At 60.5% G+C, this 15,678-nt stretch carries 16 protein-coding genes; 11 read left to right on the forward strand and 5 right to left on the reverse strand.

Annotated elements, in window-relative coordinates:
* Window positions 1–14: 14 nt before the first annotated feature.
* Together ACJJVH_RS09480 and ACJJVH_RS09485 are read right to left on the reverse strand one after the other, a co-directional pair.
* A complete protein-coding gene (locus ACJJVH_RS09480; protein ID WP_113356581.1) occupies window positions 15–923 on the reverse strand; it encodes a glycosyl transferase in 909 nt (302 codons plus the stop codon).
* A gap of 4 nt (window positions 924–927) precedes the next feature.
* Complete coding sequence (locus tag ACJJVH_RS09485) at window positions 928–1,395, reverse strand: Lrp/AsnC family transcriptional regulator (RefSeq protein WP_015340578.1); 468 nt, start codon at window positions 1,393–1,395, stop codon at window positions 928–930.
* 239 nt (window positions 1,396–1,634) lie between these two features.
* On the opposite strand from ACJJVH_RS09485, the gene trxB reads away from it, so the two are divergent.
* The 5 genes from trxB to ACJJVH_RS09510 all read left to right on the forward strand — a co-directional run bounded on the left by trxB (window position 1,635) and on the right by ACJJVH_RS09510 (window position 6,709).
* The gene (gene trxB / locus ACJJVH_RS09490; protein WP_112803838.1) at window positions 1,635–2,609 is read left to right on the forward strand and encodes a thioredoxin-disulfide reductase; all 975 of its coding nucleotides are present in this window, start codon (window positions 1,635–1,637) and stop codon (window positions 2,607–2,609) included.
* A gap of 23 nt (window positions 2,610–2,632) precedes the next feature.
* Complete coding sequence (locus tag ACJJVH_RS09495; RefSeq protein ID WP_112803894.1) at window positions 2,633–3,529, forward strand: LysR family transcriptional regulator VtlR; 897 nt, start codon at window positions 2,633–2,635, stop codon at window positions 3,527–3,529.
* A 560-nt stretch (window positions 3,530–4,089) separates the two neighbouring features.
* Window positions 4,090–4,383 (forward strand): metalloregulator ArsR/SmtB family transcription factor, encoded by a 294-nt coding sequence (locus tag ACJJVH_RS09500; protein ID WP_112803837.1) that lies wholly within the window; start codon window positions 4,090–4,092, stop codon window positions 4,381–4,383.
* 2 nt (window positions 4,384–4,385) lie between these two features.
* Window positions 4,386–5,552: an MFS transporter gene (locus ACJJVH_RS09505; protein ID WP_113405592.1), complete on the forward strand. Its 1,167-nt coding sequence runs from the start codon at window positions 4,386–4,388 to the stop codon at window positions 5,550–5,552.
* Window positions 5,553–5,596: 44 nt separating this feature from the next.
* The gene (locus tag ACJJVH_RS09510) at window positions 5,597–6,709 is read left to right on the forward strand and encodes an alkene reductase (protein WP_113369609.1); all 1,113 of its coding nucleotides are present in this window, start codon (window positions 5,597–5,599) and stop codon (window positions 6,707–6,709) included.
* Window positions 6,710–6,819: 110 nt separating this feature from the next.
* Here the strand turns inward: ACJJVH_RS09510 and ACJJVH_RS09515 are convergent, their stop codons facing one another.
* Entirely contained in the window at window positions 6,820–7,797 is a 978-nt protein-coding gene (locus tag ACJJVH_RS09515) for an NAD-dependent epimerase/dehydratase family protein (RefSeq protein WP_412063789.1), read from the reverse strand.
* A 93-nt stretch (window positions 7,798–7,890) separates the two neighbouring features.
* Here ACJJVH_RS09515 and ACJJVH_RS09520 point away from each other — a divergent pair, with 93 nt between their 5' ends.
* Complete coding sequence (locus ACJJVH_RS09520; RefSeq protein ID WP_412063790.1) at window positions 7,891–8,805, forward strand: LysR family transcriptional regulator; 915 nt, start codon at window positions 7,891–7,893, stop codon at window positions 8,803–8,805.
* Window positions 8,802–9,323 carry a GrpB family protein gene (locus ACJJVH_RS09525; RefSeq protein WP_113422041.1) on the forward strand — a complete coding sequence of 174 codons (522 nt, stop codon included), beginning with the start codon at window positions 8,802–8,804 and terminating at the stop codon, window positions 9,321–9,323. Before ACJJVH_RS09520 ends, ACJJVH_RS09525 begins: the two co-directional genes overlap by 4 nt.
* Here the strand turns inward: ACJJVH_RS09525 and ACJJVH_RS09530 are convergent.
* A complete protein-coding gene (locus tag ACJJVH_RS09530) occupies window positions 9,320–9,601 on the reverse strand; it encodes a DUF2188 domain-containing protein (RefSeq protein WP_112803832.1) in 282 nt (93 codons plus the stop codon). The genes ACJJVH_RS09525 and ACJJVH_RS09530 overlap by 4 nt on opposite strands.
* 232 nt (window positions 9,602–9,833) lie before the next feature.
* Between ACJJVH_RS09530 and ACJJVH_RS09535 the strand changes: the two genes are divergently transcribed.
* Entirely contained in the window at window positions 9,834–10,928 is a 1,095-nt protein-coding gene (locus ACJJVH_RS09535) for a calcium:proton antiporter (protein ID WP_113385870.1), read from the forward strand.
* A 139-nt stretch (window positions 10,929–11,067) separates the two neighbouring features.
* Here the strand turns inward: ACJJVH_RS09535 and ACJJVH_RS09540 are convergent, their stop codons facing one another.
* Complete coding sequence (locus ACJJVH_RS09540) at window positions 11,068–12,270, reverse strand: pyridoxal phosphate-dependent aminotransferase (protein WP_112803831.1); 1,203 nt, start codon at window positions 12,268–12,270, stop codon at window positions 11,068–11,070.
* 502 nt (window positions 12,271–12,772) lie between these two features.
* Here ACJJVH_RS09540 and ACJJVH_RS09545 point away from each other — a divergent pair.
* The 3 genes from ACJJVH_RS09545 to ACJJVH_RS09555 all read left to right on the forward strand — a co-directional run bounded on the left by ACJJVH_RS09545 (window position 12,773) and on the right by ACJJVH_RS09555 (window position 15,621).
* A complete protein-coding gene (locus ACJJVH_RS09545; RefSeq protein WP_412063791.1) occupies window positions 12,773–13,921 on the forward strand; it encodes a PQQ-dependent sugar dehydrogenase in 1,149 nt (382 codons plus the stop codon).
* A 96-nt stretch (window positions 13,922–14,017) separates the two neighbouring features.
* Entirely contained in the window at window positions 14,018–14,908 is an 891-nt protein-coding gene (locus ACJJVH_RS09550; RefSeq protein WP_412063792.1) for a DMT family transporter, read from the forward strand.
* Window positions 14,909–15,405: 497 nt separating this feature from the next.
* On the forward strand, window positions 15,406–15,621 hold the full coding sequence (locus ACJJVH_RS09555) for a cold-shock protein (protein WP_004116423.1): 216 nt from the start codon (window positions 15,406–15,408) through the stop codon (window positions 15,619–15,621).
* Window positions 15,622–15,678 lie beyond the last annotated feature (57 nt).

Raw genomic sequence — 15,678 nt, forward strand, 5'->3', positions numbered from 1 at the left:
CCGTCCGGCGGCCGTCACGCCTTCGCCTTCACCGCGAACCTGTCGTCATAACCGAAATCATATTTCAATAGTGCCGAGACCGGGGAGTAATTGACGAAGGAGATGCCGCGCTCGGCGGCGATCTCACGCGCGAGCACAAGATGTTCGATGATGCGGCCTTCGGCCCGCGCAATGCCGGAAAAAGCGGTGTCGCTGCCTGTCTCGTAGAAACGCGGCTCGTCCGCATTGGAAATATCGATTCCCAGGAAGCCGACTTCATGCCGCGCGCAATAGAAGGCAAATTGCAGGGCCGATACGGCAACCGACCCCCCCAGGAAAACGCCGCGATCCGGCGAGAGCGAAAAACCGGCCGATCCCTCGGCATCCAGCCGCACATATTGCAGCTTCCTGAGATCGTCGGGAGAACGGCGGCGGGCGCCGTAGGGCTTGCGGATGTCGTCGATCAGAATGATCGTCTTGTCGGCCAGCCAGTTCTTGTCGATCTCGCAAAGCGCACGCAGCACCGAGACGGAAAACAGGCAGAGCGAGCCGGGCATGATCTTGCTGCGTATCATGTCGATATGCCGCCAGACGAAGCGCTCGTCCTCAATGGCGATGGCCAGCGGCTCGTCGATCTGGCTGCCGATCAGTCCGATGGCGCCGTTCAGGAGAATGGCGCTTCCAGGTTCCAGGCCACTCAGGTCGCAATCGCGAATCGATGGCCCCGAGCCGACGATGTAGATCCGGTCGCCGGTGCGCTCCCGCAGCCGGTCCATCCCCGCCAGGGTTGAGACCTTGGCCCCGCGATAATGCACCTCACTGATATTCTGGCTGCGAACGATGCTGAGCCCGGGAAACCAGTCCTGTACATGAGCCAGCGAACCGCCGAGGAAAAGGCGCACGCCGGATTTGATCAGCGACCTGTGCCAGGGGCGATCCGCCATCCGCCTAGAGCTCCACCAGCCCGAGCTTCTTGACCTGACGGATGGTCAACATCGTGCGCACGGTATCGACATGCTCGTTCGCGGTTAGAACTTCGATGACGAAATCCTGGAAGCGGGTGAGATTTTCCGCAACGCAATGCAGCAGGAAATCGCTGTCGCCCGAGACCATCCAGGCCTGCCGCACCAAGGGCCACGCCGAGGTCGCGCTGGCGAAAGCCTTGAGATTGGCCTCCGACTGATGCTTGAGGCCGACCATGCAGAACGCCACGAGATCGAAGCCCAGCTTGGGGCTGTTCAGCATGGCGTGATAGCCTTCGATGACGCCGGCCTCCTCCAGCTTGCGCACGCGGCGCAGACATGGCGGCGCCGAGATGCCCACCCGGTCCGCAAGTTCGACGTTGGTCATGCGTCCGTCTCGCTGGAGTTCCCGCAGAATCTTGATATCGATGGCATCGAGCTCAGCGCGAAGCACTTTTATTGCCTTTCTTTAATTCCCCCTCGCCAGCTTCTATATAAGGCACGAAAATACGCAAGAAAGTTTCTCGAGCGTAATCGATTCTTACACAAAGCAGATTTGCTCTGTTGGTAATGCAAGGCTGCCCTTGAATAAATGCATAAGGCAATCATAAATGAAGCGGCAGATCGCGAAATCGCCTGCTTTGCGCGTTTGAAGCCGCGGTTTCCCAATCGCCGAAATTGAAAGGACTGACTATGCCTGCCCGCCACACGAAGGTGCTCATCATCGGCTCTGGCCCAGCCGGCTATACCGCCGCGGTCTATGCTGCCCGCGCGATGCTGCAGCCGGTTCTGATCGCCGGTCTGGAACAGGGCGGCCAGCTGATGATCACGACGGATGTCGAGAACTATCCGGGCTTTGCCGATCCGATCCAGGGCCCTTGGCTGATGGAGCAGATGCTGCTGCAGGCCCAGCATGTCGGTGCCGAAATCGTCAACGATCTCGTAACCGAGGTCGACACCAGCCAGCGCCCCTTCGTTGCCCGCACGGATAGCGGCCAGGTCTGGACCGCCGATACCCTCATCATCGCCACCGGCGCCAAGGCGAAGTGGCTCGGCATCGAGAGCGAGCAGCATTTCCAGGGCTTCGGCGTCTCCGCCTGCGCCACCTGCGACGGCTTCTTCTATCGCAACAAGGACGTGATCGTGGTCGGCGGCGGCAACAGCGCCGTCGAGGAAGCGCTCTATCTTTCCAACATCGCCAAGTCGGTGACGGTCGTGCATCGCCGTGATTCCTTCCGCGCCGAAAAGATCCTGCAGGAACGCCTGTTCGCCAAGGCAAACGTCAAGGTGCTCTGGAATTCCGAAGTCGCCGAGATCACCGGCACGCCGGCCAAGCCGCCGATGCCGCCGTCCGTGACGGGGGCTCGCCTGCGCGACGTGCGCACCGGCGCAGTCACCGAAACGGCAATCGACGGCGTATTCGTCGCGATCGGCCATGCGCCGGCGACCGAACTCTTCAAGGGCAAGCTGAAACTCAAGGACAATGGTTATCTCTGGACCGCTCCCGATTCGACCGCGACCAGCGTCGATGGCATCTATGCCGCCGGCGACGTGACCGACGATACGTTCCGGCAGGCGATCACGGCAGCGGGGATGGGCTGCATGGCGGCGCTTGAGGCGGAACGCTACTTGACCGGGCACATGCCCGTCGCCGTGGCTGCGGAGTGATGCAGCCGATGAGGGGAAACGGCATGCCATTGGATTGGGACAAGCTGCGTATTTTTCACGCAGCTGCCGAAGCGGGTTCGTTTACGCATGCGGCCGACAAGCTGCATCTGTCCCAATCCGCCATCAGCCGACAGGTCAGCGCACTTGAGCAGGATGTCGGCATCAAACTTTTTCACCGCCATGCGCGCGGTCTTATCCTGACGGAACAGGGAGAGTTGCTCTACCGCACCGCCCATGACGTTCTGCTGAAGCTCGAAACGGTCAAGATGCAATTGACCGAGACGACCGACAAGCCGAGCGGCAAGCTGCGGGTGACGACGACGGTCGGCCTCGGCCAGGGCTGGCTGACCGACAAGATCCAGGAATTCCTGCAGCTTTATCCCGATATGCAGATTCAGCTCATCCTCGACAACGAGGAGCTGGACGTGAACATGCGTCATGCGGACTGCGCCATCCGTCTGCGCCAGCCGCAGCAGTCGGATCTCATTCAGCGCAAGCTCTTCACGGTGCATATGCACGTCTATGCGGCCCCCTCCTACATCAACCGCTACGGCGAGCCGCAGTCGGTGGAGGATCTGGACAATCACCGCATCATCAGCTTCGGCGAACCGGCACCGAACTACCTGCTCGATGTGAACTGGCTGGAAATCGCCGGCCGGTCATCCGACAACAAGCGCATCCCGCACCTGCAGATCAACAGCCAGACATCGATCAAGCGCGCCTGCCTGCTCGGCATCGGCATAGCCGTGCTGCCGGACTATATCGTCGGGCGCGACCCCGGCCTCATTCAGCTCGCGATCAATGCCGACGTTCCATCCTTCGACACTTATTTCTGCTATCCAGACGAGATGAAAAACGCAGCCAAGCTGAAAGTTTTTCGCGATTTTATCGTGACGAAGGCTCGCAACTGGAATTTCTAGCAAAGGTAAGTCACTGATAACGAACATTTTTTCGGACTAATATATCAGCTGCGCGTATGATGCATAGCTGATATGCGCAAAACAGAGTTGAAGCCTGCACATTTAACTACCATATCGCACATAGCTGATGCACACGGTGGCTTTTCCTCCCAGTTCCACCGCATTGGCTGTTCCCCTCTGGAGGTTTTTGACCTTCATACCTATAGGGCCCTGGTTTACTCCGGAGGCCCTTTTTTTTGCCTTTTCGATCCCGGCGTCGCGAACGCATAACTGCCATGCACAAAAAAGCATTGCGCACTGCACAAATTAGCAGCATAACGCACACAGCTGATGCACATGGTGGCTTTTCCTCCCAGTTCCACCGCATTGGCTGTTCCCCTCTGGAGGTTTTGACCTTCACACCTATAAGGGCCCTGGTTTATTCCGGTGGCCCTCTTTTTTTGCCCAATTTCTAAGCACTCACCTTGGCCGTCTTGCGAAAATAATCTTTTGCCTCGCTCTTGATATATCGAAATCCGTCGATACATGAATCGGGATTATTCGATATTGATGTGAACGCCATGGACAAGAACGAGATACTGAAGGCTCTGGCCCATCCGGCCAGGCTGGAAATCCTCAACCACCTGAAGGATCCCCAGGCCCATTTTCCGACACAGGAGCACCCGCTCGAACTCGGCGTCTGCGCCAGCCAGTTCGAACGCTGCGGCCTGTCGCAATCGACCGTCTCGGCCCATCTCGGCACGCTGCACCGCGCCGGCCTGGTGACGACGCGGCGGCTCGGCCAATGGATTTTCTACAAGCGCAACGAGGAAACGATCGCCGAATTCCTCGCGGCCATGCAAAAGGAACTCTGAACATGCCGCTCGCGCTTCTCGTCCTCGCACTCAGCTCCTTCGCCATCGGCACGACCGAATTCGTCATCATGGGGCTGCTGCCTGAAGTCGCCGCCGATCTCGGCGTCACCATTCCCCAAGCGGGCTGGCTGGTGACGGGCTATGCGCTGGCCGTTGCGATCGGCGCACCGATCATGGCTGTCTCGACCGCCCATTTGCGCCGCCGCTCGGCATTGATCATGCTGATGGGCTTCTTCATTCTCGGCAATCTTCTCTGTGCCGTCGCTCCAAACTATTGGGTGTTGATGATCGCCCGCATCGTTACCGCGCTCTGCCATGGCGCCTTCTTCGGCATCGGCTCTGTCGTCGCGGCAAGCCTGGTGCCGGAGGATCGCAAGGCGCGCGCCGTCGCCCTGATGTTCACCGGCCTGACGCTCGCCAATGTGCTCGGCGTTCCCCTGGGCACGGCATTCGGACAGGCTTTCGGCTGGCGCGCGCCATTCTGGATCGTCACGCTTCTCGGCGCCGCCTCTATCGCCGGTCTCGCCGCGGTACTGCCCAAGAGCGAAGAGACGCGCCAGGGCAGTCTTGGCCGCGAGATTGCGGCCCTGCGTGGCCTCAGCCTGTGGCTGGCCCTGCTGACGACCGTCTTCTTCTCCGCCGCCATGTTTGCGCTTTTCACCTATATCGCCCCCATGCTGCGCGACGTAACCGGTGTCTCGCCTGCAACCGTGACCTGGACGCTGCTGTCGATCGGAGTCGGCCTGACGATCGGCAATCTGATCGGCGGCAAGCTGGCGGACTGGCGCCTCGGCACGACGCTTGCCGGTGTCTTCCTGGCGATCGCGGCAACATCGGCGATCTTCAGCGTCACCATTCACTCCTTTATCGGTGCGGAAATCACGCTCTTCCTCTGGGCGACCGCGGCTTTCGCGGCCGTGCCTGCTCTGCAAATCAACGTCGTTGCCTTCGGCAAGGACGCCCCCAACCTCGTCTCGACCATCAACATCGGCGCCTTCAACACCGGCAATGCGCTCGGCGCCTGGGTCGGCGGCGTGGTCATCGACGAGGGCTTCTCCCTGGCTCAGGTGCCGCTCGCCGGCGCGGCCATGGCGATCCTGGGCTTCCTGACCGTCTTGCTGACCTTCTCCACCATGCGCCCGAAGGGCGAGGCACTCGCCTCTTCCTGACCCTCCCCCTTTTCTCCACCTTCTCCCCAACGAAAGGACGATCCATGACCAAATTGTTCGAACCGACGAAGCTTGGCGACATCTCGATTGCCAACCGCATCGTCATGGCCCCGCTGACGCGTAACCGCTCGCCCAATGCCGTGCCGAACGATCTGAACGTCAAATATTACGCCCAGCGCGCAACCGCCGGCCTGATCATCACCGAAGCCACCGCCATCACCCACCAGGGTCAGGGCTATGCCGACGTGCCCGGTCTTTACACCAGGGAAGCGCTCGACGGCTGGAAGAAGGTAACGGATGCCGTCCACGCCAATGGCGGCAAGATCGTCGTCCAGATGTGGCATGTGGGCCGTATCTCGCACACAAGCCTGCAGCCGAACGGTGGCAAGCCGGTGTCCTCGACCTCCCGCCGCGCTGAAAATTCCAAGACCTATCTCGTCAACAGCGATGGCAGCGGCAGCTTTGCCGACGTCTCCGAACCGCGTGCGCTCGAAACCTCGGAAATCCCGGGCATCATCGAGGACTATCGCAAGGCTGCCCGCGCCGCGATCGATGCCGGTTTCGATGGCGTCGAGATCCATGCCGCCAACGGCTATCTGATCGACCAGTTCCTGCGCGGCAACGTCAACGACCGCACCGACCAGTACGGCGGCTCGATCGAAAATCGCGCCCGCTTCCTGTTCGAAGTGGTCGATGCAGTCACCAGCGAAGTCGGCGCCGGCCGCACGGCAATCCGCATTTCGCCGGTAACGCCATCGGGCGATGCCAGCGACCCGGCTCCGCAGCCGCTCTTCACCTATGTCGTCGAAGGTCTGGCGAAATACGGCCTCGCCTATATCCACGTCATCGAAGGCCAGACCGGCGGCAAGCGCGATTTCCTGCCCTTCGATTATGACGCCCTGCACGCAGCCTATAAGGCCGCGGGCGGCAAGGCCGGCTGGATGGTCAACAACGCCTATACCCGCGAGATGGCGATCGAAGCCGTCGAGAGCGGCAAGGCGGACGTCGTTGCCTTCGGCAAGCCCTTCATCTCCAACCCGGATCTGGTCCGCCGCCTGAAGGAGAACGCACCGCTTGCTCCGTTCGATCAGGCAACGCTCTATGGCGGCGGCCCCAAGGGTTACGCCGACTATCCGACGCTCGACGAAGCCGCCTGAGCCGGCCTTCCCCACCCGATTTTGATATCGGCAAGACACCCTCGCAACCTGAGTTGCGAGGGTTTTCCATATCGGCGCTCGATTGGCAACGTCGCGTAGCAAAGGCGGCTTCAAGCGGCCTGCATGCAGCCGATCGACATGAGGCTTGCCCGAATGGCCTCATCGATCGGCGTATGCGGCTCTTCGCCGAGCACGGCCAGCAGCCTGTCGTTTCGCATCTGCAGCGGCACGTCCCAGAGATAGCTCATTTCGCGCAGCTCACGCATGAAGGGAACGAAGGGAGCCGCCAGCGGCACGATCCACCAGGGAAAAGCCTTCACCTTCACCTTATGTCCGAGCACGCGCTGTACGGCATCGACCATCTGCCTGCCATCGCCATCCCAATAGCCGCGCATATGATAGACGGCGAAGGTGGGCAGCTCGTCGCCTTTCTCTATCAGCCGGATCATCGTCTCTGCAACGTCGGGCAGGTAAGCCCATTGATGACCGATGCCGCGCTTGCCCGGATAGGTCATCGTGCCGATCGGCTTGCCCGGCGTCACCATGGCCTGCGAGAACCAGCTGTTGGCGCGGGCTCCGCCGAAGAAGTCGCCGGCGCGAACGATGATGACGGGCGCATCCCCCTGCTCTGCGGCCGCCCTCAGGCGCCGCTCCATCTGCACGCGGATCGCCCCCTTGCGGGTTTTCGGCCGCTGCGCACTGTCCTCCGTGACATTCGGGAAGACATCGGGGCCGAAATTGTAGACCGTACCCGGCAGCACGATCCTTGCGCCGACCGCCTTGGCAGCGGCAATGGTATTGTCCAGCATCGGCAGCACGACCTGCCCCCAATTGCGGTAGCCGGGCGGATTGACGGCGTGCACGATGACATCGGCCTCCTCCGCGGCCTTGAGGACATCCGCCGCCTGCATGGCATCGCCCTGAATCCAGTCGAACTCCGGCCGGCGGCGGGCAGCCTCCGCCGCATTGCGATTCAGCGCGCGAATGCGCCAGCCACGAAGCGCAAGCCCGTCGGCGACGGCACCGCCAATACCGCCGGTCGCGCCGAGTATCAGGGCGGTCTTCACATGATCTGTCTCGTTGCTCATGGTCATCTCCATCGGTTTCGATGGGGGTGACTATGCTCCGCGCATATAATAGACGAAATTGCGGAAAAATCTGCAGATGGTATACATAAATGTATGGCATCAACCGAACCGAGCTGGGATTTCTATCGTACCTTTCTTACCGTGCTAGAGCACGGCTCGCTCTCGGCCGCCGCCCGGGAGCTGGGCCTGACGCAGCCGACGGTCGGCCGTCATATCGACGCCTTGGAACAGTCCGTCGGTGCCGAACTGTTTACGCGGTCGCAACAGGGCCTGTTGCCGACCGATGCCGCACTTGTCCTGAAACCCTATGCGGAAACGCTGGCCAGCACGGCGGCCGCCCTGTTGCGCGCGGCCTCCGGCTCTCGCGACAAAGTCAGCGGCACGGTCCGCATCAGCGCCAGCGAGGTGATCGGAACGGAAGTGCTGCCGTCGATCCTCGCGACGCTACAGGCACGATATCCCGACCTCGTCGTGGAGCTTTCTCCCTCCGACACTGTGGAAGACCTGCTGCAGCGGGAGGCCGATATCGCCGTACGCATGGTCGCGCCTGCGCAGGAGGCTCTGCTCGCCCGGCATATCGGGACCATCAAACTTGGCCTCTACGCACACCGCAGCTATGTCGAGCGGCACGGCAAACCCGAAACGATCGAAGACCTGCGCCTCCGGCACAAGATGATCGGCTTCGATCGCCAGACGGCCTACATACGCACGATGCTGAAGCGCTATCCGATGCTCGACGGCGTCTCTTTCAGCTTTCGATCCGACCACAGCACGGCGCTGCACAACGCGCTGCGAGCCGGCATAGGCATAGGCTTCTATCAGACGCCGCTCGCAAGACGGGATGCAAGTCTCGTGCGCGTGCTGCCGGAGATCGAATTGTCGATAGAGACCTGGATCGTGATGCACGAGAACCTGAAGACATCCCCGCGTTGCCGCGTGACCTTCGATGCGCTCGTCGCCGGATTGCTGGACTATATCAAGGGGAACGACACGGAGGAGCGATCATGACCCCAGCAACGGCGGTGGAACTGGTGCCATACGACCCGGCCTGGCCAGAGGATTTCAAACGCATCCGCGAGAAACTGGAACGATTGCTGGCACCCTGTGTCGTGACGATCGAGCATATCGGCAGCACGTCCATTCCCGGTCTTGCCGCAAAGCCGCTCGTCGATATCGACATCATCCTGCGCAGTTCCACCGATATTCCGCGCGCAACGCGGATTCTTCTGGAGCAAGGCTACGAGCCGCGCGGCAACCGCTACGACGACGAGGTCTGGGCATTCATGCGGCGCGACGGCAAACCGCCGGAACGCGTCTATCTTTGCCCACCAGGCAACCAGACACACGAGCGCCGATTGATCTTTCGCGATCATCTTCGAGCGCATCCAGCCGATGCCGCAGCCTATGCGAGGCTGAAGCTGGAACTCGCTGAAATCCATCGGCATGACGGCGACCGATATACCGCCGAGAAACGTCACTTCATCGACGCGATAATCCAGAAGGCGATCAGCCTGCGGTCGGCTTAGGCGCCGGGAGCCGTGTCCACCGGCGGGAAATGCACCTGGCCGTCGATAACTTCCGTTTCCGGCCGGTCGCCGCCATCGGCATATTCCTCATGCCATTTGCCGCTCTCGTCCTGCCAGCTGATTTCGGCCGAGTCGCCCCCGACCTGCTGCTCGGCCGCCACGATCCTGGCGGCTTCCACCGCCTCGGAATGCGTTGGAAACGCTTCCGAATAAACATCATGGAAACGATAAGCCCATCCACCGTCATGCGGCACGATTTCGTAAACGACCTTGACCATTCATACCCTCCTTCTCATCTGCCAAGACCTTCGGATCCGGACGTTACCGGCAGGGCCGCGTGCATCTGAGACGGTTTCGAGTATGCCGCGACGTTTGTGGGTTGGGCAGACACCTATTCATACAGTATTCCATTATTCGACACAGACTGCAAATCGCACTCTCCTGCTGCGAGCTTGATGTGCGAAATCATTGATTTAGAGTGCAACCGTGAATCGGCGCAAAGGTGGGGACGTGATTACAGCAAACTGGCTCAGACAGGAAAAAGCCCTCCTGGTGGCATTGGCGATTGCCGTCATCGCCTATGTTGGCGAGCATTCGGTGCTGGAGATGGGACAGACGGCATCGATGCTGGCGGCAGCGGCATTGATCGCAACGATTGTGCTGGCGTCCATGCGGGTCGCCCACCACGCCGAAACTCTGGCCGTCAAAGTCGGCGATCCCTACGGCACGATGATCCTGACGCTGTCGGCCGTCGCCGTCGAAGTCATCATCCTTGCCATCATGATGAGCGGCGAAAGCTCGCCGACGCTGGTGCGCGACACGATCTATGCCGCCGTCATGCTCGATATCAACGGCATCCTCGGGCTTGCCGCCCTTCTGGGCGGCCTGAAGCATGGCGAGCAGCCCTATAACGACGATTCCAGCAAGACCTACGGCGTGATGATCCTGACGGCCATGGGCATTTCGATGATCGTGCCCGAGTTCATTCCCGATGTGAAATGGCATTATTATTCCGCCTTCACCATCGTCGCGATGATCGCGCTCTATGCGCTGTTCCTGCGCATGCAGGTGGGCAAGCACAGCTATTTTTTCAGCTACAGCTATCCGCGCAACGAAAAGAAAGCCGCCGCCGAAGAGCACCATGACGAAGAATCCACCACCGCCTCCATCGTCACCATCCTGATCGGCGTCGTGCTGATCGGGGCGCTGGCGGAGTTCATGTCGGCCTTCATGGATACGGGCCTCAAAGGCACGGGCGCTCCGCCCGCCATCGCCGCAATCGTCGTCGCCGCCATCTCGGCGGCGCCGGAAATCCTGACCGCGTTGCGCGCAGCGCTCAGGAACCGCATGCAGGCGACGGTCAATATCGCCATGGGTGCGTCGCTGTCGACCGTCATCCTGACGGTGCCGGTCATGGAGGGTATCGCGCTCTACACCGGCCAGCCCTTCATCATGGCCATGTCGCCGGTGCAGACAGTCATGGTGATGATCACGCTGATCGCCGCCGCCATCAACCTCAACGACGGCGAAACCAATGCGATCGAGGGCATGACCCATTTCATTCTTTTCGCCACCTTCATCATGCTGACCGCGCTCGGACTTTGATTCCGATTTCAATGACTTAGGCCGGCAGGCGGATTCGAGTTGGGAAGCGCTTGAATCAGTTCATGAACTCAAGGCGATAGCCCAAATGCAAAAAGCCCGCCATCGCTGGCGGGCTTTCGTTTGATCCATTCGCGAACGCTTACTTGCAGGCTGCACAAAAGCGCTGGATGCGGCGGCAAGCTTCCTCGAGCAGTTCTTCCGAAGTCGCGTAGGAGATGCGGAAGTTCGGGCCGAGGCCGAAGGCCGAACCGTGAACGACCGCCACACCTTCCGATTCCAGCAGCTCGGATACGAAATCCTCGTCCGTCTCGATGACCTTGCCGGTCGGTGCCGTCTTGCCGATCAGACCGGCGCAGGACGGGTAGACGTAGAATGCGCCTTCCGGAACCGGGCACGAAATGCCCTTGGCCTGGTTCAGCATCGACACGACGAGATCGCGGCGGCCTTCGAAGATTTTCTTGTTGCGCGGAATGAAATCCTGCGGACCGTTCAGCGCTTCGACGGCGGCCCACTGGGCAATCGAGGTCGCACCCGAGGTCTGCTGGCCCTGGATCATGTCCATCGCCTTGATGAGCTGCAGCGGGCCGGCGGCATAGCCGATACGCCAGCCGGTCATGGCATAGGCCTTCGACACGCCATTCATCGTCAGCGTGCGGTCGTAGAGGCTCGGCTCCACTTCGACCGGCGTGGCGAATTTGAACTCGCCATAGGTCAGGTGTTCGTACATGTCGTCCGTCAGGATCCAGACATGCGGATGCTTGACCAGCACATCCGTCAGCGCCTTCAGCTCGTCATGCGAATAGGCAGCGCCCGACGGGTTGGACGGCGAGTTGAACATGAACCACTTGGTCTTCGGCGTGATCGCCTTTTCGAGGTCGGCAGGCTGAAGCTTGAAGTTGTTGGCCTGCGTCGTCGCGACGAAAACCGGAGTGCCGCCGCACAGCGCCACCATTTCCGGGTAGGAAACCCAGTAAGGCGTCGGGATGATGACTTCATCGCCGGGGTTCAGCGTCGCCATGAAGGCGTTGAACAGGATCTGCTTGCCGCCCGTGCCGACGATGGTCTGCTCGGGAGCGTATTCCAGATTGTTCTCGCGCTTGAACTTGGCGGCGATTGCCTTGCGCAGTTCCGGAATACCGGAAACCGGCGTGTACTTCGTCTCGCCGCGATTGATCGCGTCGATGGCGGCCGTCTTGATATTATCGGGCGTGTCGAAATCCGGTTCACCGGCACCGAGGCCGATCACGTCGCGTCCTTTTGCTTTCAGCTCGCGCGCTTTCTGGGAAACGGCGATGGTGGCAGAAGGCTTTACACGGGAAAGAGCGTCGGCAAGAAAGGCCATGGTGATCGGTCCTGTTCGGTTGAAATTGGCAGAAAGCCTGCGGACCAGTTTTCTGCGCTAAGCTCTATGTCGAATATAGGCCGACGTTTCAAGCACAAAGGCGTCACAGTGGCTTTATTTCATGGCTTTCCGGGCCGTCCATCTGCGCCCCGCTCACGCGCCAGGAGAGCTGCAAAGGCGCTCCCCCGAACCCGCCAGGATCGGTCACAATGCGATACAGCCAACCCGCCCGGACTTGAATCGATACGTGAGGCAGTTGATTCAAATTCTGAACGGAGCCGAAATTTCCGATTGGAAACAAAGACTTCCCGATCATCCAATCGCCAACGAAGGAACTCCGAAGCCGGACTGTAGAAGAAAGCCTGCCCTGCGGCCGGCTCAAGGGCGCCGAATGGAGGCCTGCACCGCACGGACGAGAACACAAAGGCGTTATCGGCACCTTGAATGCCAGCTCGCCGGCCCCACCTTGCGGGAAGCGAGGGACGGCAAGGAGTTCGCACGGATGCGTCGTGACAGAACGGCATTTTCGATCGCCTTGACGGCCTGCGTCCTGCTGTCGGCGACAATTGCGCCTGCCGCCGAGCCGGCGCAGACCATCAAGACGCAAAAGGTGGCCGTCAAGGTCGAGACGCTCGCCACGGGGCTCGATCATCCCTGGGCGGCGGAGGTGCTGCCGGACGGCGCCTATCTCGTTACCGAACGCCCGGGTCGCATGCGGCTCGTCCGCGATGGCAAGGTCTCCGCGCCAATCGCCGGCGTGCCGAAGGTCTATGCGCGCGGCCAGGGCGGCCTGCTGGATGTGGCACTCGATCCGAACTTCTCCGGCAATCGAACCCTCTATTTCACCGCTTCCATGGCAGGCGACGGAGGAAGCGGCACAGCCGTCTTCCGCGCCAAATTGTCTGCGGACGAAAAGCAGTTGACCGGGGTGAAGCGCATTTTCCTCATGAACACGCTGTCTCGCGGCAATATCCAGTATGGCTCGCGCATTGCCATCGCGCGGGACGGCAGCCTGTTCGTCAGTCTCGGCGACCGCGGCCAGCAGGATCGCGCCCAGAATTTCCATGACGATGCCGGCTCCATCATCCATATCGGCGCCGATGGCAGCATTCCTGCCAACAATCCTTTCAAGGACGGCAAGCGCGCCCTGCCCGAAATCTGGTCAAAGGGTCATCGCAATCCGCAAGGCATCACCTTCGATAGCGCCACGAACAAGCTCTATACCGCCGAGCACGGCGCCCGGGGCGGCGACGAAATCAACGCACCCGAGGCCGGCAGGAATTACGGCTGGCCAGTCATCTCCTACGGCGTCAATTATTCCGGCACGAAGATCGGCATCGGCACGGCGAAGGTCGGCATGGAGCAACCCCTTTTCTATTGGGACCCTTCGATCGCGCCCGGCGCCATCGCCGTCTATCGCGGCCGGATGTTCCCCGAATGGAACGGCGATCTGCTGGTCACTGCGCTGAAGTTTCAGTTGCTGTCCCGGCTGGATCGTGACGAGAACGGCAGGATCGTCGAGCGCGAGCGCATGTTTGCGGATAAATTCGGCCGTCTGCGTGACATCACGGTGGCGCCAGACGGCGCGCTGCTGATTACGACCGACGAAGCCGACGGGGCGCTGTTGCGGATTTCGCGCGCGGCAAACTAGGCCGCAAACGGACCGAATGCCGCGCCTTTCGCCCTTGCCCGACGCAAAGGCAGCTGCTAACCGTCGCCCCGTTCCTCCCCCTCCCGCAGGATGCAGATGTCTCGCATACAGGCGAATTTGTTGTTGCTGGTTGCCGCCGCGATCTGGGGTGGCGGCTTCGTCGCGCAGTCGACTGCCATGAAGGCGATCGGGCCCTTCTGGTTCATCGGCCTGCGATTTGCCGTAGCCACCATAGTCGTGCTGCCCTTCGTGTGGATGGAAAGCAGGAAGGCCGCCAAGCCGCTGACGCGCAGCGACCGGTTCTCCTTTCTGCTGATCGGCATCGCTCTTTTCGGAGGAGCGGCAACCCAGCAGCTCGGGCTCCTGACGACGACGGTGACGAATTCCAGCTTCATAACCGGCCTCTACGTGGTGTTCGTTCCGCTGATTGGCGTCATTTTCCTGCGCCGCTCGCCGCACTGGATCATCTGGCCTGCCGCGCTGATGGCGCTGTGCGGCATCTACCTGCTATCGGGCGGCTCCTTCCTGCGTCTGACGGTCGGCGATTTCCTGACCGTGGTCTGCGCATTGTTCTGGGCGGCGCAAATTGTCCTTGCCGGTTCCGCCGTCAAGGAAACCGGCCGGCCCCTCGGCATTTCCGTAACGCAATTCGCCGTCTGCGCCGTGCTTGCTCTGGCGATCGCCGCCGCCATCGAGCCGATCAGCATCGCAGCCATTCGTGCCGTGCTCGGTGAAATCCTCTATGTCGGGATCTTTTCGTCCGGCCTGGCCTTCGCGTTGCAGATCATCGGCCAGCGTTATACTACTGCCCCGCAAGCCGCGATCTTCCTTGCTTCGGAAGCATTGTTCGGCGCTTCGCTCGGCGCTTTGTTGCTCGGCGAGACCATGAGCCGGCTCGGCTACATCGGTTGCGCGCTGATGTTTGCCGCGATGCTCGCCGTCGAACTGGTTCCGCAATTGGCTCGCCGCCGCAGCGCAGCCGCGTGAAAAAGCCCGCAAATGCGCGTTTTTAGCGGCGCGACGCACGATATGATGAAATTTTTCCGAACAAGCGAAAACGGGCGTCCGAGCCATCCGATTTGGGAAAATTTCGCCGAAACTATATCGCGAGCGATGCAAAAACCTTAAAAACATGTTTCGAAGTGGGAAAATTTGCGAATCGCCATAACACAGCCGCGTTACGGTATTGTGCCCCATCCGACACGTTAAAAAACTTTTGCTTGCCAATTTCCCATAAACACAGCACTCTCAATGGTGTTCGGGCATTTTTAGAGCATGGGAAGTCCTAATAGAATTGCGAGCCGGAAACGCTAATATTCCGGTCAGCCTGGTCGAGAAGCGGGTGGCAAACATCGCATTGAGACCATGCCGAGTTACGGGGACCTTTTCCTTCAAATTTCGAGAACTGCCTGCAAGCGCCCGCAAGGGCAACACAAGTAATGCTGCCCGTGTGGATGGTGGGCAGAGAGAAAAGGACCTGAGGCATGGCCGAGACTGGCACTGTAAAGTTTTTCAATACCGATAAGGGCTTCGGTTTCATCAAACCGGATAAGGGTGGAGCTGACATCTTCGTACATATTTCCGCGGTTCAGGCTTCTGGCCTGGCAGGACTGTCGGAAAACCAGAAAGTAAGCTTCGACACGGAACCGGATCGCCGCGGCAAGGGACCGAAGGCCGTCAATCTGCAGATTGCCGGCTGAGACGCCTGACGGCTATCAAATTCGAGTTGAGGCCCGGCAGCGATGCCGGGTTTTGTC

This window comes from Rhizobium sp. SYY.PMSO, from assembly GCF_046840415.1.
In the GTDB taxonomy this organism is placed as follows: domain Bacteria; phylum Pseudomonadota; class Alphaproteobacteria; order Rhizobiales; family Rhizobiaceae; genus Rhizobium.